This window comes from Bradyrhizobium liaoningense (assembly GCF_018130785.1).
Lineage (GTDB): Bacteria > Pseudomonadota > Alphaproteobacteria > Rhizobiales > Xanthobacteraceae > Bradyrhizobium > Bradyrhizobium liaoningense_A.
The window spans coordinates 1,216,464-1,239,553 of sequence record NZ_JAFCJT010000001.1; the positions used below are offsets into that span (position 1 = coordinate 1,216,464).

20 protein-coding genes are annotated in these 23,090 nt (G+C 63.5%); 6 read left to right on the forward strand and 14 right to left on the reverse strand.

Annotated features, from left to right (window positions below):
- The first annotated feature begins 23 nt into the window (after positions 1 to 23).
- Positions 24 to 485, forward strand: coding sequence for an Lrp/AsnC family transcriptional regulator (locus JQ627_RS05350; protein ID WP_027516697.1), 462 nt, complete (start codon positions 24 to 26; stop codon positions 483 to 485).
- A gap of 96 nt (positions 486 to 581) precedes the next feature.
- Positions 582 to 1,502: a polyphosphate kinase 2 gene (gene ppk2 / locus JQ627_RS05355; protein WP_212483077.1), complete on the forward strand. Its 921-nt coding sequence runs from the start codon at positions 582 to 584 to the stop codon at positions 1,500 to 1,502.
- A 115-nt stretch (positions 1,503 to 1,617) separates the two neighbouring features.
- Here ppk2 and JQ627_RS05360 read toward each other — a convergent pair whose 3' ends face one another.
- The 11 genes from JQ627_RS05360 to JQ627_RS05410 form a co-directional block, all read right to left on the reverse strand.
- A complete protein-coding gene (locus tag JQ627_RS05360; protein WP_212483078.1) occupies positions 1,618 to 2,697 on the reverse strand; it encodes a zinc-binding dehydrogenase in 1,080 nt (359 codons plus the stop codon).
- A 60-nt stretch (positions 2,698 to 2,757) separates the two neighbouring features.
- A complete protein-coding gene (locus tag JQ627_RS05365) occupies positions 2,758 to 3,699 on the reverse strand; it encodes a DMT family transporter (RefSeq protein ID WP_212483174.1) in 942 nt (313 codons plus the stop codon).
- Positions 3,700 to 3,887: 188 nt separating this feature from the next.
- Positions 3,888 to 4,727, reverse strand: a complete 840-nt coding sequence (locus JQ627_RS05370) for an aldo/keto reductase (protein ID WP_212483079.1) — start codon at positions 4,725 to 4,727, stop codon at positions 3,888 to 3,890.
- 8 nt (positions 4,728 to 4,735) lie between these two features.
- Positions 4,736 to 5,632: an SMP-30/gluconolactonase/LRE family protein gene (locus JQ627_RS05375; RefSeq protein ID WP_212483175.1), complete on the reverse strand. Its 897-nt coding sequence runs from the start codon at positions 5,630 to 5,632 to the stop codon at positions 4,736 to 4,738.
- Between the two features lie 260 nt (positions 5,633 to 5,892).
- Positions 5,893 to 8,589 carry a nitrate reductase gene (locus JQ627_RS05380; protein ID WP_212483080.1) on the reverse strand — a complete coding sequence of 899 codons (2,697 nt, stop codon included), beginning with the start codon at positions 8,587 to 8,589 and terminating at the stop codon, positions 5,893 to 5,895.
- A gap of 14 nt (positions 8,590 to 8,603) precedes the next feature.
- On the reverse strand, positions 8,604 to 9,821 hold the full coding sequence (locus JQ627_RS05385) for an FAD-dependent oxidoreductase (RefSeq protein ID WP_212483081.1): 1,218 nt from the start codon (positions 9,819 to 9,821) through the stop codon (positions 8,604 to 8,606).
- Between the two features lie 10 nt (positions 9,822 to 9,831).
- Positions 9,832 to 10,260: a globin family protein gene (locus JQ627_RS05390; protein WP_212483082.1), complete on the reverse strand. Its 429-nt coding sequence runs from the start codon at positions 10,258 to 10,260 to the stop codon at positions 9,832 to 9,834.
- A gap of 121 nt (positions 10,261 to 10,381) precedes the next feature.
- Complete coding sequence (locus tag JQ627_RS05395) at positions 10,382 to 11,773, reverse strand: MFS transporter (protein WP_212483083.1); 1,392 nt, start codon at positions 11,771 to 11,773, stop codon at positions 10,382 to 10,384.
- Positions 11,774 to 12,110: 337 nt separating this feature from the next.
- Positions 12,111 to 12,905: an ABC transporter ATP-binding protein gene (locus tag JQ627_RS05400; protein WP_212483084.1), complete on the reverse strand. Its 795-nt coding sequence runs from the start codon at positions 12,903 to 12,905 to the stop codon at positions 12,111 to 12,113.
- Positions 12,906 to 12,918: 13 nt separating this feature from the next.
- Positions 12,919 to 13,815, reverse strand: coding sequence for a nitrate ABC transporter permease (gene ntrB / locus JQ627_RS05405; protein ID WP_212483085.1), 897 nt, complete (start codon positions 13,813 to 13,815; stop codon positions 12,919 to 12,921).
- A gap of 61 nt (positions 13,816 to 13,876) precedes the next feature.
- The gene (locus tag JQ627_RS05410; protein WP_212483086.1) at positions 13,877 to 15,187 is read right to left on the reverse strand and encodes a CmpA/NrtA family ABC transporter substrate-binding protein; all 1,311 of its coding nucleotides are present in this window, start codon (positions 15,185 to 15,187) and stop codon (positions 13,877 to 13,879) included.
- A gap of 673 nt (positions 15,188 to 15,860) precedes the next feature.
- Between JQ627_RS05410 and JQ627_RS05415 the strand changes: the two genes are divergently transcribed.
- Positions 15,861 to 16,700, forward strand: a complete 840-nt coding sequence (locus JQ627_RS05415; RefSeq protein ID WP_212483087.1) for a formate/nitrite transporter family protein — start codon at positions 15,861 to 15,863, stop codon at positions 16,698 to 16,700.
- Between the two features lie 60 nt (positions 16,701 to 16,760).
- On the forward strand, positions 16,761 to 18,497 hold the full coding sequence (locus JQ627_RS05420) for a bifunctional protein-serine/threonine kinase/phosphatase (protein ID WP_212483176.1): 1,737 nt from the start codon (positions 16,761 to 16,763) through the stop codon (positions 18,495 to 18,497).
- A 122-nt stretch (positions 18,498 to 18,619) separates the two neighbouring features.
- Here the strand turns inward: JQ627_RS05420 and JQ627_RS39595 are convergent, their stop codons facing one another.
- A complete protein-coding gene (locus JQ627_RS39595; protein ID WP_212483088.1) occupies positions 18,620 to 19,114 on the reverse strand; it encodes a hypothetical protein in 495 nt (164 codons plus the stop codon).
- On the opposite strand from JQ627_RS39595, the gene JQ627_RS38960 reads away from it, so the two are divergent.
- Positions 19,010 to 19,264: a hypothetical protein gene (locus JQ627_RS38960; protein WP_312015731.1), complete on the forward strand. Its 255-nt coding sequence runs from the start codon at positions 19,010 to 19,012 to the stop codon at positions 19,262 to 19,264. The genes JQ627_RS39595 and JQ627_RS38960 overlap by 105 nt on opposite strands.
- A gap of 40 nt (positions 19,265 to 19,304) precedes the next feature.
- On the opposite strand, the gene JQ627_RS05430 is transcribed toward JQ627_RS38960, so the two are convergent.
- Together JQ627_RS05430 and JQ627_RS05435 are read right to left on the reverse strand one after the other, a co-directional pair.
- Positions 19,305 to 20,435 (reverse strand): murein L,D-transpeptidase family protein, encoded by a 1,131-nt coding sequence (locus JQ627_RS05430; protein WP_212483089.1) that lies wholly within the window; start codon positions 20,433 to 20,435, stop codon positions 19,305 to 19,307.
- A gap of 260 nt (positions 20,436 to 20,695) precedes the next feature.
- Positions 20,696 to 21,613, reverse strand: coding sequence for an intradiol ring-cleavage dioxygenase (locus JQ627_RS05435; protein ID WP_212483090.1), 918 nt, complete (start codon positions 21,611 to 21,613; stop codon positions 20,696 to 20,698).
- Between the two features lie 173 nt (positions 21,614 to 21,786).
- Here JQ627_RS05435 and JQ627_RS05440 point away from each other — a divergent pair, with 173 nt between their 5' ends.
- Positions 21,787 to 23,061: a serine hydrolase gene (locus JQ627_RS05440; RefSeq protein ID WP_212483091.1), complete on the forward strand. Its 1,275-nt coding sequence runs from the start codon at positions 21,787 to 21,789 to the stop codon at positions 23,059 to 23,061.
- Positions 23,062 to 23,090 lie beyond the last annotated feature (29 nt).

Genomic DNA, 23,090 nt, shown 5'->3' on the forward strand with positions numbered 1-23,090 from the left:
CACCTCATACAGGTTTCATCCCAATGCCCGGCCTCGACGCCATCGACCGAAAAATCCTCGCTTTGCTTCAAAACGACAGCCGGCTGACCATGCAGGAACTGGCCGACAAGGTCGGGCTCTCGGTGTCGCCCTGCCATCGCCGGGTCAAGCTGCTCGAGGAGCGCGGCGTCATCTCGCGCTACATCGCGACCGTGGACCAGAAGGCGCTCGGCCTGCATGTCAGCGTCTTCATCTCGATCAAGCTGGCGCGGCAGAAGGAGGAGGATCTCAACCGCTTTGCCCGCGCGATCTCGAAATGGGACGAGGTGCTGGAGTGCTATCTGATGACCGGCAACCGCGACTATCTCTTGCGCGTGGTGGCGGCCGATCTCGCCTCCTACGAGACTTTTCTCAAGACCAAGTTGACCCGGCTCGACGGCATCGCCTCGATCGAGTCGAGCTTTGCGCTGAGCCAGGTCAAATACTCGATCGCGCTGCCGGTCTGACGGTCCCTCCGGGCTATTTCGGAACCGGTGTCACATGGGCGCAATAAACCCCGCCGATGGTCACGTGCGACAGGCACCCTGCCGAAAGAAGGACCCATGACCGCATCCGACCGCACCCCTGAAATGGCCAAACGCGAGTGCATCATCCGGGAAATGACCGACGATCTCGACGAAGAGCTGGAGATGGAGCTCGATGACAGCAGGCTCGACGAGCTGCTGGATGAGACGGACGCGCTCCGCCCGACGGTGGATCGCAGGCTCTATTTCCGGGAATTGCTCCGCCTCCAGGGCGAGTTGGTCAAGCTCCAGGACTGGGTGCAGAGCGAGAAGAAAAAGGTGGTGGTGCTGTTCGAGGGCCGCGATTCCGCCGGCAAGGGCGGCGTGATCAAGCGCATCACCCAGCGCCTCAATCCCCGCATCTGCCGCGTCGCAGCGCTTCCGGCGCCGAGCGAGCGCGAGCGCACGCAATGGTATTTCCAGCGCTACGTGTCGCACCTGCCGGCCGGCGGAGAGATCGTGCTGTTCGACCGCAGCTGGTACAACCGCGCCGGCGTCGAGCGCGTGATGGGCTTCTGCACCGAAGAGCAGTACCAGGAATTCTTCAAGACGGTGCCGGAGTTCGAGCGGATGCTGATCCGCTCCGGCATCATCCTGATCAAATACTGGTTCTCGATCACCGACGACGAGCAGCAGTTCCGCTTCACCATGCGCATCAAGGATCCTTTGAAGCAGTGGAAGCTGAGCCCGATGGACGTCGAGGCGCGCAGCCGCTGGGAGGCGTACACCAAGGCCAAGGAGACGATGCTGGAGCATACGCATCTGCCTGACTCGCCGTGGTGGATCGTCGATGCCGTGGACAAGAAGCGCGCCCGCCTCAACTGCATCGCGCATCTGCTCAGCCAGATGCCGTACCAGGAGGTCGCCCACGTGCCCGTGGTGCTGCCGCCGCGCGTGCGCAACCCCGACTATCACCGCGGGCCGATTCCGCCGGAGATGTACGTGCCGTCGAAATATTGAGGAGGTCTTGTAGGGTGGGCAAAGCGCAGCGTGCCCACCATTCTCACCACGAACGCGGACGCATGGTGGGCACGGCGCTGCGCGCCTTTGCCCACCCTACGGCACTACAGCACCGTCACCGCCACGGCTGGACGATGATCTTGGTGTGCGCCTCGGGATTGGCGAGGTCGGCGAAGGCTTTGGCGACGCCGTCGATGCCGACCTCGGCGGTGACCATCGCGGCCGCATCCACCTGCCCTTCCGCGATCAGGCGCAGGGAGGCCGCGAACTCATCCGGCGTGTAGCCGAGCACGTACTGAACGTTGAGCTCCTTCATGATGCCGAGCATGGGCTCGCTCCTGTCGGTCTCCATGCAGACGCCGACCACCACGATGCGCGCATCACGCGGGGCGCCCTCGAACACCTGCTGCAACAGGCCGGGCACGCCGACACATTCGAAGATGATCGCAGGCTTCAGTGCCGGCAGCATCGCCTGCAACGGCGGCCGCGCCGCCTTCTCGGCCTCCGACATCTGCGCATGCTCGGCCCAGGTCGCGTAGGGCTGCGTCACCTTGGGATCGACGACGATATCGGCCCCGAGCCTTGCCGCGAGCGCACGCCGCGCCGGCGAATAGTCGGCGGCGACGATCGGATGCAACCCCTTGATCCTGAGCGCGGCGATCACCGCGAGCCCGACCGGGCCGCAGCCGATGACGAGCGGCACCTCGCCGCCACGGATGTTGGCCTTCGCCACGGCGTGGACGCCGACCGCAAGTGGCTCGGTCAGCGCGGCGTGCTCCGGCGCGAGACCGTTGGGCACCTCCAGCAGCAGGGGCTCGCTGAGCAGCATCGCCTCGGCGTAGCCGCCGATGTTGTCGTTGGAATAGCCGATGCCCTCGACACCTTGCGGCGTCACGAGCGCCGGCAGCGAGCAGACGCGGGTGCCCGGCTTGAGCTTGCGCGCGGTGCCGGGGCCGTAATCGACGATCTCGCAACAGAACTCGTGGCCGAACACGACGTCGCGGGTGAGGTCCATCGGCTTGCGCCCGGTCTTCTTCGCCATCTCCACCATGCGGTGGGCGTGCTGGCGCGCGTGGAGGTCGGAGCCGCAGATGCCGCAGGCCAGCGTCTTGACCAGAACCTGGCCGGGGCCCGGCTTCGGCTCGGCCATCCGGTCGACGACAATCTCACCATTCCTGAAAATCGCAGCGCGCATCCGGCTCCTCCCGTGTTGTTGGAGCCGTTGATAGCACGAAGCGGAAGCTGCGAACTTGCGTCAGGGGTTCGGGGAACGCTCTTCCAGCACCAGCAGCTGGGCGCGGCGGATGCGCTCGCGATGGGCGATGTAGAGGCCGCTGGCGACGATGAAAGCCGCGCCGACGATGGTCCAGAGGTCCGGCAACTCACCGAAGATGAAGAAGCCCAAAATACTGACCCACAGCAACTGCGTGTACGAGAACGGCGCCAACACCGAGGCATCGCCGTAGCGATAGGCCAGCACGATGATCCACTGGCCCACGGTGGACGCGACGCCGATCACGATGCCGAGACCGATCGCGGTCCAGCTCGGCGTCACCCAGACGAACGGCACCATCAGGCTGAGGATCGCAACGCCCGTGAGCGCGGAATAGGCCATGGTGGTGAGGACGGCCTCGCGCCCGCTCATCATGCGCGTCAGGATCAGCGCAGCGGCCCAGCAGAATGCTGAGATGATCGGGAAGAACGCGGCGGCGTGAAACGCATTGGAGCCCGGGCGCAGGATAATCATCACGCCGATGAGACCGATCGCGGTCGCGATCCAGCGGCGCATGCCCACCTTCTCGCTCAGGAAGATGATCGACAGCGCGGTGACGAACAGCGGCGAGACGAAGCCGGTAGCCGAGGCTTCCGCGATGGGGAGGAAACGGAGACCGGTGATGAAGAACAGCGACGAGCCGAGCAGTGCGATGCCGCGCATCAGTTGCAGGCCGAGGCGATCGGTGCGCATCGCATGCAGCGGCGAGCCCGGCAGCATCACCGGCGTGAACATCAGCGCGAAGGTAACGAAGCGGATCCAGGTGATCTCGATCGACGGCAGGCTGGTCGACAGATACTTTGCGGTGACGTCGGAGCAGCCGAGGAATACCGTCGATAGCAGCACCAGCGCGATACCCTTGAAGGGATGATCGACGCGCGCAGGCGCGCGACGAGCCTCCTGCTTCTTCTCCGGCACGGGCATGGGAATACTGTCGAGCCTTGCGGCTGCGGCGGGCGGCGGTGTCACGGCTAGAACCTGGGAAAACGACGATTCGGGAACGGTCGTAAAAAACGACAAATGCGCCGCTTTCACAACTTCCGAAAACAGGATGCCGATATGCGCTGACGACCGCGCGCGTCAATACTCCATTAATAATAGGCGTTTGTGCACTACAGCATGGGCAGACTGCGCGGCTTCGGACCGCGCGGAAACGCCGCATCGAGCGCCGAAATCTCCTCTTTCGTCAGCACGAGATCGCCGGCCGCCGCATTCTGGCCCGCATGTTCCGCGGACGAGGCCTTCGGGATCGCGAACACCGTAGTTGCACGGGTGAGGAAGCTCAGCGCGACCTGCCGCGGTGTCACACGACGCGCCTCCGCGATGCGTGCCAGCACCGCGCCTCCCTTGCTGTTGCTTGCGGGAAAATCGTCATGACCAAACGGCGAATAGGCGACGACAGCGACGGCGTGCTTCTCGCACCACGGGATCACCGCATGCTCGATCGCGCGCTCCTTGAGATGATAGAGCACCTGATTGCAGGCGATCCGCCCTTCACCGGAGACGTCGAGAATTTCGTCGAGATCGTCGGCATCGAAATTGGAGACGCCCCAGGATTTGATCTTGCCGGCCTTCACCAGTTCCTCGAACGCGGCGACGGTGTCTTCGAGCGGATAGGAACCGCGCCAGTGCAGCAGATAGCAGTCGAGACGATCGGTCTTCAGCCGCCTCAGCGAGCGTTCGCACGCCGTGATGGTGCCCCCACGCGAGGCGTTGCTCGGCAGCACCTTCGAGACAAGGAACACCTCGTCGCGGCGGCTTGCGATTGCATCCGCGATGACGAGCTCGGCATCGCCATACATCTCGGCGGTGTCGATGTGGGTCATGCCGAGATCGAGCCCGCGCTGAAGCGCCGCGATCGCGCGCTTGCGGTCGCCATGATCGAGATACCAGGTGCCCTGCCCGATGACGGAGACGTTCGCGCCGGTCTTGCCGAAGGGTTTTGTGTTCATGTCAAAGCTCACAATCCGCTGATATCCGCAACCAGCACGCTGCCGGTCCCTGACTCCGTGATATAGAGCCGATCCTTCTTCGCGCCACCGATGGCGACATTGGTGCAGCTCGGACCCGCGCACGACTTGATCCGCGCGATCAGCTCTCCGTTCGGAGCGAACACGAAGACGTGGCCGAGCGAGGCGTGGCCGACGAACAGGCGGCCGCTTGCGTCCATGGTCATGCCATCAGGGCCGCTGGTGCCGAACAGCGAACAGAAGCGGCCGACCTTGGACACGCTGCCGTCCTTCATGAACGGCAGCCGCCACACCGCGTTGTCGCGCGTCATCGCGACGAACAGCACGGTTTCACTGGGGTCGAGCACCAGGCCGTTCGGGCTGATGCCGGTGTCGATCAGGCAATCGAGCCGGCCGCTCGGCGTCAGGCGATAGACGCGGCCGCTTGCGTCGTGCAGGCCGGTCTGGCCCTGATCGGTGAAGAAGATGTCGCCGTTGGAAGCGAGATGCAGGTCGTTGCAGCCGCGGAACGATTCCGAATTGCGCGCGGTCAGGATGGGCCTGATGCGCCCTGCTCCGGCGTCGAGCTCCATGATGCCGTGCATGTAGTCGGCCACGAGGATGCGGCCATCGGCGGCAATCTTCAATCCGTTCGGCCAGCCCTCATATTCGATCACGAGCGACCACGCGCCATCAGGCGCGATGCGGAAGATGCGACCGAAGGGAATGTCGACGATGTAGAGATTGCCGTCCTTGTCGAACGACGGTCCTTCGATGAAGCTATCGGTCGGCACACCCGGGCGGTTGGCATCGGCCCAATCGGTCCGCACGCCCTTGCGGCGGAATTGGTCCGGCATGGTGGAGAAGATCTTGGTTTCGATCAGGCGCGGCGGCGTTTCCAGGTACATCATTGTTGTTTTTGTGCATGTGGAGGGGGAGTGCGCGGGAACATAGGGCACAATCGCGGGCGCGTCGATTGGGCGAAGGACATGGCTGCGTCCACGTCACTCTCGTGTCCCGGACGCGCTGCAGCGTGAAACGCTGCGCAGAGCCGGGACCCAGAAAGGCCAAACACTCTGCTGTTAGATGGGCCCCGGCTCTGCAGCGCATCACTTCGTGCTGCGCAGCGTCCGGGGCACGAGACCGCCTCCCGGTCTGGAGAGATACCCTACCCCGCCGCGACCTTCGCCTGCTTCACCGGCACTTCCGTCGTCGCGATCAGCCGCTTCAGCTCGGGGATACATGACCCGCAATTGGTGCCGGCCTTGAGCTTGGCGCCGATCTCGGCCGCCGTGCGCGCGCCGCTCGCGATGGTGTCGCAGATGGTGCCGCGGCCGACGCCGAAGCAGGCACAGACGATCGGCCCGGTCGAAGCCGCGCCCTCCGTCGATTTACCCGACAGCAGCATGCGGCGCTGGTCGTCGGTGACGTGGTCGGCCACGAACAGGCTTTTCACCACCTCCCAGTCGCCGGCGTCATGCGCGGGGCCGACGAACAGGCAGGTCTCGATGCGGTCGCCTGCGAACGCGGCCGCGCGATAGATGCCGCCGCCGAAATCGCAATAGTCGGCGACGTCCTCGCCCGCGACGCTCTCAAGCCAGGCCGGCCAGCGCGACAGATCCGCATTGTCGGCGAAGAGATAGCCGAAGCCGCCTGTAACCGCGACACGGGTCCACATCAGGTTCGGCGGCAGATCGAGCTGCTTGCGCGACAGCGCAAAGCCGCGGAAGACGTACTCATAAGGCGAGATCGCCGCCGGCGTGGCTTTCGACTCCGGCTGGCCCGAGAACGGATCGGTGAAGGACTGCACGAGAGCGCCCACGCGGCCGTGCGAGGCGTTCATCGCGCTCCAGTGGATCGGCGCGAACAGCGTGCCGCGCTGCTGGCGGTCGCTGACGACGACCTTCAGGATGCACCGGCCGTAATCGGTGGTGATGCGGGCGTAGCCGTCATGCACGATGCCGTATTTGCTGGCATCATCAGGGTGCATCTCGACGAACGGTTCCGGCAGATGCGCGCCCAGTCGCTGGCTGAGGCCTGTGCGCGTCATGGTGTGCCACTGGTCGCGGATGCGGCCCGTGTTGAGCCGCAGAGGGCGCGAGGCGCCGGTCTCGCCGCGCAGCGCCGGCACTTCCGGCGCGACGAAGCGGCCCTTGCCGTCATTGGTGAAGAAGCCGCCGCGCGCGAAGAAGCGCTCGCTGGACGCCTGCCCCTCGCGCACCGGCCACTGAACCGGCTTCAACGCATCGAACGCTTCATCCGTCAGCGAGGTGAGCCCGCTGATGTCGAAATCGCGGCTACCATCGTTCTCGAACGCCGAGAGCGCCGCATGCTCGCGAAAAATATCGGCGGCCGACTTGTAACTAAAGCTGTCGCCGAAGCCGAGGCGCTTGGCGGTCTCGCTGAGAATCCACCAGTCCGGCCGCGCCTCGCCCGGCGCCGGCAGGAACGAGCGCTGGCGCGAGATGCGGCGCTCGGAATTGGTCACCGTACCGGACTTCTCGCCCCAGGCGAGCGCCGGCAGCAGCACATGCGGTCCGGCCTCGACCGTGTCGTTGGAGAGCACGTTCTCGGAGACCACGAACAGCTCGAGCTTCTTCAGCGCCTCGCACACGAAGTCCGCGTCCGGTAATGACACCGCCGGGTTGGTGCCCATCACCCACAGCGCCTTGACCTCGCCACGGTTGATGGCCTCGAAAAGCTGCACCGCCTTCAATCCCTCATGGGTCGCGATGCGCGGCGCCTTCCAGAACCGCCGCACGCGATCGATGTCCGGCGGCGTGAAGCCCATATGTGCGGCGAGCATATTGGCGAGACCGCCGACCTCGCGGCCGCCCATCGCATTGGGCTGGCCCGTGAGAGAGAACGGCGAAGCGCCCGGCTTGCCGATCCGGCCCGTGGCGAGATGGCAGTTCAGGATCGCGTTGACCTTGTCGGTGCCCTGCGCCGACTGGTTGACGCCCTGCGAATAGAGCGTGACGACCCGCTCGGTGTCGCGGAACATCTTGAAGAAGGCGGCGACGTCCTGTTCGGAGAGGCCGGTCGCAAGAGCGGTCGCAGTCACGCTGCCGGCAATGTTACGCGCGCGCGCCAGCGCATCAACGAAGCCCGACGTATTCTGCGCGATGTAATCCTGGTCGAGCGCGCCATTGTCGGCGAGATGGACGAACAGGCCCGAGAACAGCGCAGTGTCGGTGCCGGGCTTGAGGCCGAGGAACAGGTCGACGTCGCTGGCCGTGTCGGTCCGGCGCGGATCGATCACGATCATACGCGCGCCGCGTTCCTGCCGGTTCTTCAGCATGCGCTGGAACAGCACCGGATGGCACCAGGCCGCGTTCGAGCCGACGAAGACGAGGAGATCCGCCTGGTCGAGATCCTCATAGCAGCCCGGCACGGTGTCGGCACCGAACGCGCGGCGATGGCCGGCGACCGAGGACGACATGCAGAGACGCGAATTGGTATCGACATTCGCCGTGCCGACAAAACCCTTCATCAGCTTGTTGGCGACGTAATAGTCCTCGGTCAGGAGCTGGCCCGAAAGATAGAACGCGACCGCGTCGGCGCCGTCGCGCGCCACGATGTGCTGCATGCGATGGGCGACGTGATCGAGCGCATCGCTCCAGGCGACGCGTTCCAGCACGCCCTTGCAGCGGATCATCGGATAGAGCAGTCGGCTCTCCAGCCCGACGGTCTCGCCGAGCGCGGAACCCTTCGAGCACAGCCGGCCGAAATTGGCGGGATGATCGGGGTCGCCCGCGATCGCCGCACCGCCCTTGCTATCAGGCGTCGCCAGCACGCCGCAGCCGACGCCGCAATAGGGACAGGTCGTCTTGGTGGCGCGGAGCGTGGGATCGATCGCCGTCATATCGAGCTGCCTTATCAAGCCGCCTTGGAGGAACGCGCCAGCGCGCGGCCGAACATCATGTCGGTGCGGATCGCCGTCACCTTGTCGCGATTGCGGATCAGCTCGAGATACCAGAGCGCGTCGACGGTATCGCCGATCAGCACCGCGCCGGTGAGCCGGCCATCGGCGATGACGAGCTTCTTGTAGGTGCCGCGCCTGCGGTCTGACAGCACCAGGCTCTCGCTGCCCTCGCCGCCCATGAAGTCGCCTGCGGAGAAGACGCTGACGCCCGAGACCTTCAGATTGGTCGAGACCACGCTGCCCTGATAAGCGGCGGGACGGCCGGCGAGATGCCGCGCCAGCACGCGCGCCTGCTCGTAGGCGGGCTCGACCAGGCCGTAGCAGGTGCCGCGATGCTCGGCGCATTCGCCGAGCGCGTAGATGTCAGGCGAGGCCGTCTGCATCACGTCGCTCACCACGATGCCGCGATTGACCGCGATGCCGGCGTCCTTGGCCAGCGCGACGTTGGGCCTGATGCCGGCGGCGAAGATCACGGCATCCGCCTCGATGCGACTGCCGTCGGCAAGCTCGACGGCTTCGACATGGCCATCGCCGTGAATGCGGGCGGTGGATGCATTGAGCAGGATGCGGATGCCCTTGCGCTCGACCAGCGTCTTGAGCAGGTCGGCCGCCGGCAGATCGAGCTGGCGTTCCATCAGCCGGTCCATCAGGTGCAGCAGCGTCACCGGCGCGCCGGCTTTCGCAAGGCCATAGGCCGCTTCGAGGCCGAGCAGGCCGCCGCCGACCACGACGACGCGCTTCTTCGCCGCCGCGAGCGTGAGCAGCAGGTCGACATCGCGCGTGTCGCGGAAGGTGTGCACCCCCGCAAGATCGGCCCCCGGCACGTTGAGACGCAGCGGCGTCGAGCCGGTGGCGAGCACGAGCTTGGAATATTCCATGCTCTCTTCACCTTCGATCTTCAGCTCGCGGCGGCCGGTGTCGATCTCGGTGACGCGATAGCCGTAGCGCACCGTGACGCCGCGATGGCGCCACCAGTCGGCCGGCCTGAGCTCGATCTCGTGCGAGCCGGTCTCGCCGGCCAGCACCGAGGAGAGCAGCACGCGATTGTAAGCGAGCCGCGGCTCTTCGCCGATCACGGCGACCGCGTAGCGGCCGAGCGCGGTCTTGGCGAGCTCGTCGACCAGACGCGCGGCCGCCATACCGTTACCGACGATGACGAGCGGTTCACTCACAAGGCATCTCCTATTCGGCGGCCTGCGCCCGTGCGCCGTAGGCCTCGGAAATCATGTAGCCGGACAGGACGCCATAGGCGTCGGTCCAGGCCGTGGCGAGTTCGGGCGTCCAGGCCTCGCCGAGGCCCTTCTCGAGGGTCCAGAGCAAGGTCGCGCCGACCACCGGATAGTGCTCGGCCTTGGCGCCATAGGCGACGTGACGCTTGGCGAGCGCCGAGGCCGCGGGAAGAATCGTGTCGAGATTCGACAGGCCGCCGACGACGGCGGCGAGCATGCCCATCAGCTTCTTGCGCTGCTCGGTCATGTCCTCGGGAAACATCGCGCGCACGGACGGCGCAACCTCGAACAGGCGATCGTAGAACAGCACCGCGGCCGCCTCTGAAATCGGCGCGACCTTGGAAAAGCTCTGCTGGATGAGTGTGATCTGTTCTGAAGTCATGATGTTGTCCTGCCTGTTTCGGTTTGCCTTGGTGCGCGCCATTGCGAACCAGGTTCATGGGTCAAACGTCATCAGCGAGACTTCTCCCCGCGTACGGGGAGAAGCGACATTTATGCCAAACTCAGACTCGCGCTTCCGCGAGGCTTGCCGCGCCTTCACCCTGCGGGACGCGACGCAGATAAAACCACCACGTCAGTCCGAGGCAGGAAGCATAGAAGGCGAGATAGATCGCGAGCGCGAGCTGCGGACCACCGGTCATGGCGATCGACTTGCCGAAACCGGTCGGGATCAGATAGCCGCCGACCGCGCCGATCGCGCCGATGAAGCCGACCGCCGCACCGCTCTCGATGCTCGCCGTCTTCAGCGCGAGCGCGCGGGCCGCATCGCCCTTGCCGCGCACCTTGAACAGGTTCTGCTCGCGGAAGATCGAGGGGATCATGCGATAGGTCGAACCGTTGCCGATGCCCGTCGTCACGAACAGGATCAGGAACATCGACAGAAAGCCGATGAAATCCTTTTGCCCGACAAAGTAGAGCACGCCGACCGTGGCGCCCGCCATCACGATGAAATTCCAGAACGTGATGATCGAGCCGCCGATCCTGTCGGCGAGCCAACCGCCGAGCGGACGCGACAGCGAGCCGACCAGCGGTCCCAGGAACGCGATCGCGATCGTCACCGCCGGAAACTGCGTCTTGATCAGCAGCGGAAACGCCGCGGAGTAACCGATGAAGGATCCGAACGTGCCGATATAGAGATACGCCATGATCCAGGTGTGCTTGCGTTTGACGACGGCCAGCTGGTTCCTGATCGACGACTTGGCCGTGGTCAGGTTGTTCATGAAGAACACCGCACCGAACACCGCGATCGCGATCGGCAGCACCCACATCAGGCCGGCATTCTGGAGGAAGATGCCGTCGACGGGGCTTGCCTGGAACAGGTTGATGACGGCGAGCGTCATCAGGATCGGGGTCAGGAGCTGCACGCTGGAGACGCCGATATTGCCGCCGGCCGCGTTCAGGCCGAGTGCCCATCCCTTCATCCGGTCGGGGAAGAAGAAGGAGATGTTGGTCATGCTGGAGGCGAAGTTGCCGCCGCCGAGGCCAGCGGTCGATGCGACCAGCAGCATCAGCCAGAACGGCGTGTCGGGATGACTGACGAAATAAGCGAGCGACAGCGTCGGAATGAACAGGACAGCCGCGCTGAAAATGGTCCAGTTGCGGCCGCCGAAGGTCGTGACCGCGAACGTATACGGGAAGCGCATCAGGGCGCCAATCAGGCCGGGAACGGCGACGAGCTGGAACAGCTGGTCGGTGGTGTAGTGGAAGCCCGCCTGCGGCAGCTTGGTGGTGACGATGCTCCAGATCAGCCAGACGGAGAAGCCGATATGCTCGGCCACGATCGACCAGATCAGGTTACGCCGGGCGATCGCCTTGCCGCCCGCATTCCAGAACGCCTCGTCTTCGGGGCGCCAGTCAGAAATCCACGTCGGATTCCGTGTCGGATTCGTCGTCATTGATAATCCCTTCTTGGCTCACCGCTGCGTCGTTGCAGGCTCAGCCTCCACGCGGAGGCGCGCGCCGAGGCCAAGCCCCGGTGGCGAGTTCACGATGCTGATTGATGATGTTGAGGGACGTCGTCGTTGGCGTCGCAAATTGACATTTCAATTTCCGTGCCAATTGCGCGCGTTCGGGAAACACAGGGAATTCAGGGGCTTATTCGTATTGCCCGAAGTTCTTGCAGGCGGATTTCGCTCGCAAATCTTGCGATTCGCTCAATCCTTGTGCGGCGCACAAGGATTGAGCGAGGTGTCGATTATTTAGGCGCGTGAATCTTCCGCGTTAAACCTTCGTTTACGCGGCCTCGACGAAGCGATGACGTTCATAGAGGAATTCGAGCACGCGGTGGCGGCACTTCAAATAAGTGGAATTGGTCGCGAGCTCGAGCCGTTTGCGAGGACGTGCGAGCGGCACCTCCAGCACCTCGCCGATGCGCGCGCTCGGCCCGTTCGTCATCATCACGATGCGATCGGATAGCAGCACCGCCTCATCGACGTCGTGGGTGATCATCAAAATGGTGTTGCCTAGCTTCTGGTGCAGCGCCATGACCGAGTCCTGCAGATGCGCACGGGTCAGCGCATCGAGCGCGCCGAACGGCTCATCCAGCAGCAGCACTTTCGGCTCCATCGCCAGCGCCCGCGCGATCCCGACGCGCTGCTTCATGCCGCCGGAGATTTCGGAAGGACGCTTGTCCCTGGCATGCGCCATCTGCACCAGGTTGAGATTATGCATCACCCAGGCGTCGCGCTCGGCCTTGGTCTTGGTCCCGGCAAAGACCTTGTCGACGCCGAGCCGGACGTTCTCGTACACAGTGAGCCACGGCAGCAGGCTGTGGTTCTGGAACACGACGGCACGATCGGGCCCCGGGGAGTTCACCTCGCGGTTCTCCAGCAGCACGCCGCCCGTGGTGGCGTTGGTCAATCCTGCAATGATGTTGAGCAGGGTCGACTTGCCGCAGCCGGAATGGCCGATGATCGAGACGTATTCGCCCTTCTCGATCGTCAGGTTGATGTCCTTGAGCACCTCCGTGGTGGCGGCGCCGCGGGTGAAAATCTTGTCGATGTGGTCGAGCTTCAGATAGGCGGCCATGTGCCCTCTCCTCTCAATTCTGCGCCGTGCCGCGGGTGACCATCTTGCCGAGACCCGCGATCAGGCGGTCGAGCACGAAGCCGACGATGCCGACATAGAACAGCGCCAGAATGATCTCGCTGATATGCGAGGAATTCCAGGCGTCCCAGATGAAGAAGCCGATACCGACGCCGCCGATCAGCATTTCGGCGGCGATGATCGCCAGCCATGACAGGCCGATGCCGATGCGAAGGCCCGTGAAGATGTAGGGTGCCGCCGCCGGGATCATGATCTTGCCGAAGAACTCGAGCGGATTGAGCTGCACCACCGCGGCGACGTTGCGGTAATCCTGTGGGATGTTGCGGATGCCGACCGCGGTGTTGATGATGATCGGCCAGATCGAGGTGATGAAGATGACGAATATCGCCGAAGGCTGGCCGTCGCGGAACGCGGCGAGCGACAGCGGTAGCCAGGCGAGTGGCGGGATGGTGCGCAGCACCTGGAACAGCGGATCCAGCCCGCGCATCGCCCAGACCGACTGCCCGACCAGCACGCCGAGCGCGATGCCGGCGATCGCAGACAGCGAATAGCCGAGCGCGACGCGCTGTAGGCTTGCGGAGAGATGCCAGAACAGGCCCTTGTCGATGCCTCCGTGGTCGAAGAACGGATCGAGGATGAGCTCCTTGGTGTCCTTGAAGACTTTTGACGGCGGCGGCAGCGCCGAACCGGCGCGGCGGCAGACCAGCTCCCACACCACCGTCAGCAGCGCGATCACGACCAGCGGCGGGATGACGCGCACAGCGGTCTCCCTTGCCATGCGCGCGTAAGTCTCGCTCCGCGGTGGGCGCCTCGGCGTCATCGCGACGACCGGCGCGGCGATGGCCGCGGGCGCCGCAGTCTCAACCTCAATCTTCGTGGCAGGCATGTTCATTGAAAATCCCTCTCCGGCTTCAAAGGACGATGCGGCCGCCTGACGGCGGCCGCAGGCTCCATCAGACTTCGACGCGCTTGATCGCGAGCGACTTCAGATAGGCAGCCGGATTCTCGGGATCGAACACCTTGCCGTCGAAGAAGGTCTCCTTGCCGCGGGAGGTCGATGCCGGGATGTCGGCGGCCGTGACGCCCAGCGTCTTGGCCGCATCCTTCCAGAGGTCCTCGCGGTTGACCTTGGCAATCAGCGCCTTGGTGTCGAAACCGGGCTCGTATTTGCCCCAGCGGATGTCTTCCGTGAGGAACCAGAGATCGTGGCTCTGGAATGGATAGGAAGCCTGATCCTTCCAGAAGCGCATCTGCTGCGGCGAATTCTCGATCACGCGGCCCGTGCCGTAATCGAACTTGCCCTTCATGCGGTCGGTGATGTCTTCGACCGGGCAGTTGATCCACTGGCGCTTGGCGCAGATCACCGCGGCCTCCTCGCGGTTCTCGACCTTCTCCGCCCATTGCTGGGCTTCCATCACCGCCATCAGCAGCGCCTTCGCCGCCTTCGGGTATTTGTCGACCCAGGCCGCACGCATGCCGAACGATTTTTCGGGATGCTTGTCCCAGAGCTCGCCGGTGGTGATCGCGGTGTAGCCGATCTCCTGATGGATGAGCTGGAGATTCCAGGGCTCGCAGACGCAGAAGCAGTCCATGGTGCCAACCTTCATGTTGGCGACCATCTGCGGCGGCGGGACCACGATGGTTTCGATGTCCTTGTCCGGATCGATGCCGCCGGCGGCGAGCCAGTAGCGGATCCAGAGGTCGTGCGTGCCGCCCGGGAACGTCATCGCGGCCTTCACGGCCTTACCGCCGGCCTTCTTCTTCTCCAGCGCCGCCTTGAAGGGCGCGGTGTCGATTCCGACCTTGAGGTCGGCATATTCCTTGGCGACCGAGATGCACTGACCGTTCAGGTTCAACCGCGCCAGAATGTACATCGGCGTCGGCTGGTTGTTCTGCGTCACCTTGCCGGCCGAGATCAGATACGGCATCGGGGTGAGAATGTGCGCGCCGTCGATGCCGTTACCTTCGGAGCCGAGCACGAGGTTGTCGCGCGTGGTGCCCCAGGAGGCCTGCTTCTGCACCTCGACGTCGGGCATGCCGTATTTGGCGAAGATGCCCTTCTCCTTGGCGACGAACAGCGGGGTTGCGTCGGTGAGCGCGATGAAGCCGAGCTTGGCACCCTTGACCTCGGGGCCAGCGTCCTGTGCGAACGCACCGGCGGGGAAATTCAGTTTTACGGCGGCGAGAAGTGCGGCGGTCGAGCCGGCGGCCTTCAACAATTGACGGCGGCTCGGGCCCGAGGGCTGGCGGGTGCGCTTGGTCATAGGCAGTGTCGTCCTTTGCATCGTTGCAGAATTGATGGCGTCAGTGCGCGCGAGCAGCCCGTCCGTCCGGTGGCGCCGGCTTTGGCGCATGCGAACGCACGACGGGAATCCCCCGTCTGGCGGCGCTGGCAAATCGGATGAGAAGTCTCGCGGGACGGCTTCAATGGCGTCGACATGGAACTATTCAAGCTTCGTGCCAACCCCGACGCGGGTAAAAATCTTGAATAATCAGTTTGTTAGCGTCGTCGCGCCAGACTGTCGCAGGGCCGCTCCGCATGCGAAATTTGCGGCCTGCTCAATCCTTGTGCGACGCACAAAGCTTGTGCATCCGCTCAAGCAAAAGGCCGCCAAGCACATCGCGATCAGATCAACAAGACGTACATCTTATTGATATCGCTTCATCTTTCTGCTGCGCGCAGCCGGCACGCTACTTGCTTCTCCAATGCCGTCAACGAAGACTGCGGCTTGCCGCATGGTTTGCAGCCGCTGGCGGCCGCAACAGGAAGCTCAACTGCTTCGCGGCCTTCCTCGGCTCGGTCGTCGTGACGCGATTCTCAAGGCTTCCAAACCTCTCCAGACCTCGTGCGCGGCAGGCAGTCCGCACGACCCATGACGTTTCAGCCGCTCTCGCAGGAGGGCGTCGATCTCACCTTACGAAGCAAAGGAACCATTGATGTCGTATCTCGCGCCTTCGGAATTCGTCACCAAGATGGTGGATGCGGGCGAGTCCAAGATCTTCATGTCCACCCGGGATACCATCATCCGAGCCTACATGGCCGGCGCGATCCTCACGCTCGGCGCATGGTTCGCCATCACGATCAACGTGAACACGGGCCAGCCGCTAGTCGGCGCGATGCTGTTCCCCGTCGGCTTCATCATGCTGTACCTGCTCGGCTTCGATCTGCTTACCGGCGTGTTCGTGCTCTCGCCGCTCGCCCTGATCGACAAGCGTCCCGGCGTCACGCTGGGCGGCGTTCTGCGTAACTGGGGCCTGGTCTTCGTCGGCAACTTCGCTGGCGCCATCACCGTCGCCTTCATGATGGCCTTCGTCACGACGTTCGGTTTCACGCAAGAACCCGACAAGGTCGGCGCCGCAATCGGCAACATCGGTGAAGGCCGAACGCTCGGCTACGCCGCGCACGGCGCCGCCGGCATGGCGACGCTGTTCATGCGCGGCATGCTCTGCAACTGGATGGTCTCGACCGGCGTTGTCGGCGCCATGGTCTCGACCTCGGTCCCCGGCAAGGTCATCGCGATGTGGATGCCCATCATGCTGTTCTTCTACATGGTGTTCGAGCATTCCGTCGTGAACATGTTCTTGTTTCCCTCGGGCCTGATGCTGCATGCGAAGTTCTCGATCATGGATTATCTGATCTGGAACGAGATCCCGACCGTGCTCGGCAACCTCGTGGGCGGTCTCGCCTTCACCGGCATGACCCTCTACACCACGCACGTCATGACCCTGCCGAAGCGCCAGGCCGGCAAGGCTGCGCCGACCCGCGTTGCGGCCTGATCAAATACGTCTCGACAGGGGAGCCTCGCCCGACCAGGGTGCGGCTCCCCTCTCCTGGTGATGACGATGACGCGCGGACTCCTGATTTCGGTCGGCCAGCACTCCGATAGGGGTCGCAAGCCCGTCAACCAGGATTTTCACGGCGTCCTGATTCCGGAAGAGCCGCTGCTCAGCCTGAAGGGCATTGCGGCCGTTCTCGCCGACGGCATCTCGAGCAGCACGGTGAGCCAGATCGCGAGCGAGTCGGCGGTCAAGAGCTTCCTGATGGACTATTACTGCACGTCGGAATCCTGGACGGTGAAGACGTCTGCCCGCCGCGTGCTGGATGCGACCAATTCCTGGCTGCACGCGCAGACGCGCAAGAGCCAATATGCCTATGATCGCGACAAGGGCTATGTCTGCACGCTGACCGCCATGGTCATCAAGGCGACCACGGCGCACATCTTCCATGTCGGCGACTGTCGCGTCTACCGCGTCGCCGGCAAGGCGCTCGAGCAGTTGACCGACGATCACCGGATCATCGTGTCGTCGGAGCAGACCTATCTCGGCCGTGCGCTCGGCATCAATCCGCAGCTCGAGATCGATTACCAGACGGTCGAGATCGAGGCCGGCGACACCTTTATCCTGGCGACCGACGGCGCCTACGAATTCGTCGATCAGCGCTTCATCACGAGCGCACTCGGCGAGCACGCAGCCGAGCTCGACGGCGCGGCAAAGGCGATCGTCGAGGAAGCCTACCGGCGCGGCAGCGACGACAACATCACCGTTCAGATCCTCCGCATCGACGCGGTGCCGCAGCGCGAGCCGGCCGGCATCTTCAATCAGACGTCACAGTTGCCGCTGCCTCCGCTGCCGGAGCCGCGAGCGATCTTCGACGGCTACAGGATCGTCCGGGAGATTCACGGCAGCAGCCGCAGTCATATCTATCTCGCCGTCGATGCGGAGACTGACGAGCCGGTCGCGCTCAAGCTGCCGTCGATCGATTTGCGCGACAACGCCGCCTATCTCAAGCGTTTCCTGATGGAGGAGTGGATCGCGCGCCGGATCGACAGCCCGCACGTGCTGAAGCCGCTGTCACAGTCGCGCCGGCGCAGCTACCTCTACGTCGCGACCGAATTCGTCGAAGGGCAGACGTTGAAGCAGTGGATGACCGACAATCCACGCCCCGATCTCGAAACCGTCCGTGGGCTGGTCGAGCAGATCGCCGCGGGCCTGCGGGCCTTCCACCGCATGGAAATGCTGCATCAGGACCTCAGGCCCGACAACATCCTGATCGACAAGACCGGCACCGCGAAGATCATCGACTTCGGCTCGGTCAGGGTCGCGGGCGTCGCGGAGGCCGCGCCGCGAGACGAGGCCGACGACATTCTGGGAACGGTCCAGTATACGGCGCCGGAGTATTTTCTCGGGCAAGGCGGCTCGCCGCGCTCCGACATGTTTTCGCTGGCCGTGATCTGCTATCAGATGCTGACGGGAAAGCTTCCCTATGGCACCCAAATCGCCAGGATCCGCCGCAAGGCGGACGTGCGCAGACTTCAGTATCGCCCCGCCGACGACGACCGCAACGTGCCTGCCTGGGTCGACGGCGCGCTCAGGCGCGCGCTCCATCCCGATCCCTACAAGCGGCACGAGGACCTATCCGAATTCGTCTTCGAGCTTCGCACGCCCAATCCCGCCTATCTCGACACGCGGATCACGCCGCTCCTGGAGCGCAGCCCGCTGATGTTCTGGAAGCTGACCACGGCGGCGCTTGCCTGCGCGGTGATCGTGCTGCTGGCGATGCTGCACGCGCGGTAGGGTTTGAGCTCATGGAGGCGCAGACGTCAGCTTCTGGCAGGCAAACGGACATACCAAGGCAGGTCGACTTGTTCCGCTGATGACCCGAAGCGGACGTGCGTCGTGGTCGCAGCGATATCCGCCTACTGTCTCGACATCGAAATTAATAGCGTGTTGACGACCGGAGCAGGCGGATTTGTCATCTCGGACGGAGATACTGCTGCGTCGTTGAGATTGCGGACCGGGCGCTGCGATGCGGAGGGCGTGCTTAGGGCCAAACTCAACTTCTTCAGCATGCGCCGGAACTCGTGATCATACGACGCGTCGACATCGCGCATCGTTGAAAACGATGTGACGAAATATTCCTTTAATCGGTCGATCGCTTCTCCATCTCCATAGAGAACACAAGCACTGTTGGGATTAGGAGCAAGATGAACAATCACCTTCGGCATGCAGCGCTTGCTGTATTCATTGTCATACTGCCGATTTTTACAATCGGTCACGCTCGCGCCCACGATTATCAGCACCCCGAGTTGAACAGCTGGTATGAGAGCTTGCACAGTGGCAAAGGGCCTTGCTGCGATGGCAGCGATGCGAAGCGCGTTGATGACGCCGATTGGGAAGCTAAGGACGGTCACTATCGCGTACGCCTTGATGGCGAGTGGGTTGATGTTCCGAACGAAGCTGTCGTGGATGGACCAAACCGCGCTGGCCGTACGATGGTCTGGCCTTACTACCTAGATGGTCACCCGAAGCCGCGCTGCTTCATGCCGGGGAGCATGGGCTGATAGCGAGCGCAGGCATGCAAGCCTGAAGTAGACCGGCGCTCTAGCACCCGTCGTCTCCTTCCACGACGGTCGACAAGAAGCTGGAACGAGCCAGGTCACATGCAATCGGTTTCGAGAACGAGGTGCCAAACCATCTACTTGTCAACGAACCATCGTTGGTGACCCAGGGGATTGGCCGCAGTTGCGGCAGATAAGATGCATACGGCATCACTTTCGCAAGCGTCACTCTGACCAGATACTTTGCTAGAAAAGCCTCGTTCATTCCGCCGTCCAGTCCGCTATAGATCGGGGCTGCCGGCACGTTGTCATTGAGCAATCGCGCGAATTCGAGTTCGTCGGTACGTTGCTTCTCAAGCGCCCGCCGCGCAATTTTGGAATCCACGACAAACGCGGGGCATTTGTCGGTGGGACTGAACACGAGAGGATACGGCGAATTTGGTGGAGCTTGCGCATCGAACACATAGCGTCGATTGCACACGTCCACCTTAGGTTCGAGATGCGTCGTCTCGAAGTGATCGTTGCCGACTTTGAGCATTTTCCAGAAGGAGAGGTTCGGGCTATTTCGATGCTGCGCCAGGTTTGCCGGCGTCAGGCGGAATGGATAAGCCTGGACCTGAAAGGACGGTCGGCCGCCGAGGGAGTCCCGCGCTAGCGAATAGATCTCGCTTATCTGTTCGTCGGTCATGGCATAGCAACCGCTCGATGAGCAGTCGCCATGGATCATGAGTAAGCTGCCGTCGCGATTGTTTGCCTTGTCGAAGCTGTTGGGAAAGCCGACGTTGATCGCGAGATGGTAATCGGAATTGGGATTCATCAGCTCGGGAGTAATCGTATAGAACCCCTCTGGAGCCTGACGGTCACCCTCCTTCAGTTTCGGCCCGAGATCCCCCGACCACCGACAGATCGGGTACACCTTGAGGATTTTGAAGAGGCCTGTGGTGTCCTGTTTCCAGACTTCGAGCTCCGCCTCTTGCTTGAAGACGCGCACAAGGATAGGCGAGTATTTTGGCATCTTCTTTTGTCGGAGCAGCGAGAGCAACTCGGGTGGTAGCTCCTTTGTCGCCTTGGCCGGCAAGCGGTTGCTGTTTTCGCCAAGGCAGGTGGCCGGCGACAACGCCGCGAAAAAAGCTGCAGTCAGCACAAGCGCACGGAGTGCCGTGGCGCCGATCATGACCCTACCTCGGGCGTGGAATCTGCTCATTTGGGTAGCGTGTAGTCAGTGGGTTCGTAAGGCAAGCCCAGATGGACGCAGTCACCAGAGAAGTTCGAGCTTATCGTTGGCCTTGGGGATGCCAAGACGCTCGGTCTCGTCGTCCGCTTCTGACCCCAACTCGGATATCGAGTGAGGCTCGCTATTGCGCCGCTATTGGAAGCACTTCGGACGCCGTTCACACGCCCTGGCTGCCGCACGTACGCTTGAACGGAGAGCCCTCACGCCGGCTCCGCCGCCTTCACACCGAGCGGCTTCGGCGCCATGCCGCCGCCCGGCTTGAGATGGAATTCGTAGCTCATCAGGTGCCATTGCCCGCTCGCCTTGGTGCCATCGGGCATCTCAGGGTCGTTGCGCGGCTCGACCTTGGCGACGAGGTCGTCCTTCACCCCGAACACCACGTCGGAATCCAGATATTTGTCGCCGTCCATGAAGACGTGGGTGATCAGCGGCTCGTAACCCTTCGCATTGACCAGGAAGTGCACGTGCGCGGGGCGCATCGGATGACGCTTGGTCTGCACGATCATCTCGCCGACAGGGCCATCGGTCGGGATCGGGTAGCTGCAAGGCAAAATGGTGCGGAAGAAGAAGCGGCCGTCGCTATCCGTGATGAAGCGCGCCCGCGCTGAGGCGCCGATCTCGTCATAGTTCGCCTTCTGTGAATCGTAGAAGCCGTCATCGTCGGCATGCCAGACGTCGACGGGGACGCCCGCAAGCGGCTTGCCCTTGAGGTCGGTGACGCGGCTCTGCACGAACATCCGTTCGCCGGTCTGGTTGTTCGGAGAGATGTCGGTGCCATGCGCGGTGACCTTGTGCTCGCCGACATAGAACGGGCCGAGCACCGTGGTCTGGGTCGCGCCGTCGCGATCGCGATGGTTGACGGCGTCGACCAGCATGGAGACGCCGAGCACGTCGGAGAGCAGGATGAATTCCTGCCTTGTGTCGGTGCATTTCTGGCCGGTGCGGGTCAGGAAATCGATGGCGTATTCCCATTCCTCGAAGGTCAGCCCGGTCTTGCTCACGTAATCGTGCAGCGACTTCACCAATTCCTGGAGCAGGAATTTCGCCCGCGTATCAGGCGTATTGTCGAAGCTTTTGACGACGGCTTCGGTGAGTTCGGTCTCGTTGAACTGGGTCATGGTGCGTTTGCCCTGAGCTTTCTCGTTGACCCCATGAGAGATCCTTGGGGCTCCCAGGAGGCGTTCCTGGGTGAGCCTACACCAGTCGGCGGGGCCGCGTTAAGCGCAACCGGCTTGGAATGGAGCCGTCATTTCGGTATCAACTTTCCGACAAAACGCCCCCGGAGGAACTGATGCTCGCCCCTACCCCCGCCTCGCCCGAATCCGTGGGCATGTCCAAGGCCGCGCTCGACCGCGTCGATGCGCATCTGAAGAGCCGTTACATCGATGCCGGCCGTTTTCCCGGCACGCAGCTCCTGGTCTATCGCCGCGGCAAGATCGCCCACAGCTCGGTGCAGGGCTTTGCCGATGTCGAGCGCAAGGTGCCGGTCAAGGACGACACCATCTACCGCATCTATTCCATGACCAAGCCGCTCACCAGCGTCGCCTTCATGATGCTGGTCGAGGAAGGCCTCGTCGCGATCGACGAGCCCGTCGCCAAATACATTCCGGAATGGAAGGACCTCGGCGTGTTCGTCGCCGGCACCGCGCCGGCCTTCCTGACCCGGCCGCCGTCCCGGCCGATGCTGATCGTCGACCTGCTGCGCCACACTGCCGGCCTCACCTACGGCTTCCAGCAGCGTTCCAACGTCGATGCCGCCTATCGCGCGGACAAGATCGGCGAGGTCGAGAAAGCCGGCACGCTGCAGAGCATGATCGAGGCTCTTGCAAAGATCCCGCTGGAATTCTCGCCCGGCGAGTCCTGGAACTACTCGGTCGCGACCGACGTGCTTGGCTATCTCGTTGGCAAGATCTCCGGGATGCCCTTCGAACAGTTCCTGAAACAACGCATCCTCGATCCGCTCGGCATGACCGACACCGATTTTCACGTGCCGGCCGCCAAGGCGCACCGTTTCGCAGCCTGCTATTCAGCCGATCCCGGTGGCGGCATGACCTTTCATGCCGGCCAGCGCCGCGAGGGCCTGACGCTCCAGGACGATCCGACCCAGAGCTCGTTCCTGTCCCCGCCCTCGTTCATCTCGGGCGGCGGCGGGCTGTGCTCGACGGTCGCCGACTATCTCACCTTCTGCCGCGCGCTGCTCAATGGCGGCGAGCTGGGCGGCGTCCGCCTGATCGGGCCGAAGACACTGGCGCTGATGACGAGCAATCACATTCCGGGCGATCGCGCGCTGCCGGAAGTCTCCCGCTCCCTGTTCTCGGAGGCGACCTATAACGGCATCGGCTTCGGCCTCGGCTTCGCCGTGACCATGCGCCCGGCGGAGACGCTGATCGCCGGCAGCCCGGGCGAATATAATTGGGGCGGTGCGGCCACGACCTCGTTCTGGATCGACCCGGCCGAGGAGCTGATCACCATCTTCATGACGCAGGTGCTGCCGTCGAGCGCCTATCCGCTCCGGCGCGAGCTGCGCAGCATGGTCTATGCCGCGATCACCGAGAGCAACCTTTAGTCAAATCGACCGATCCCGCGGCCTCAGGG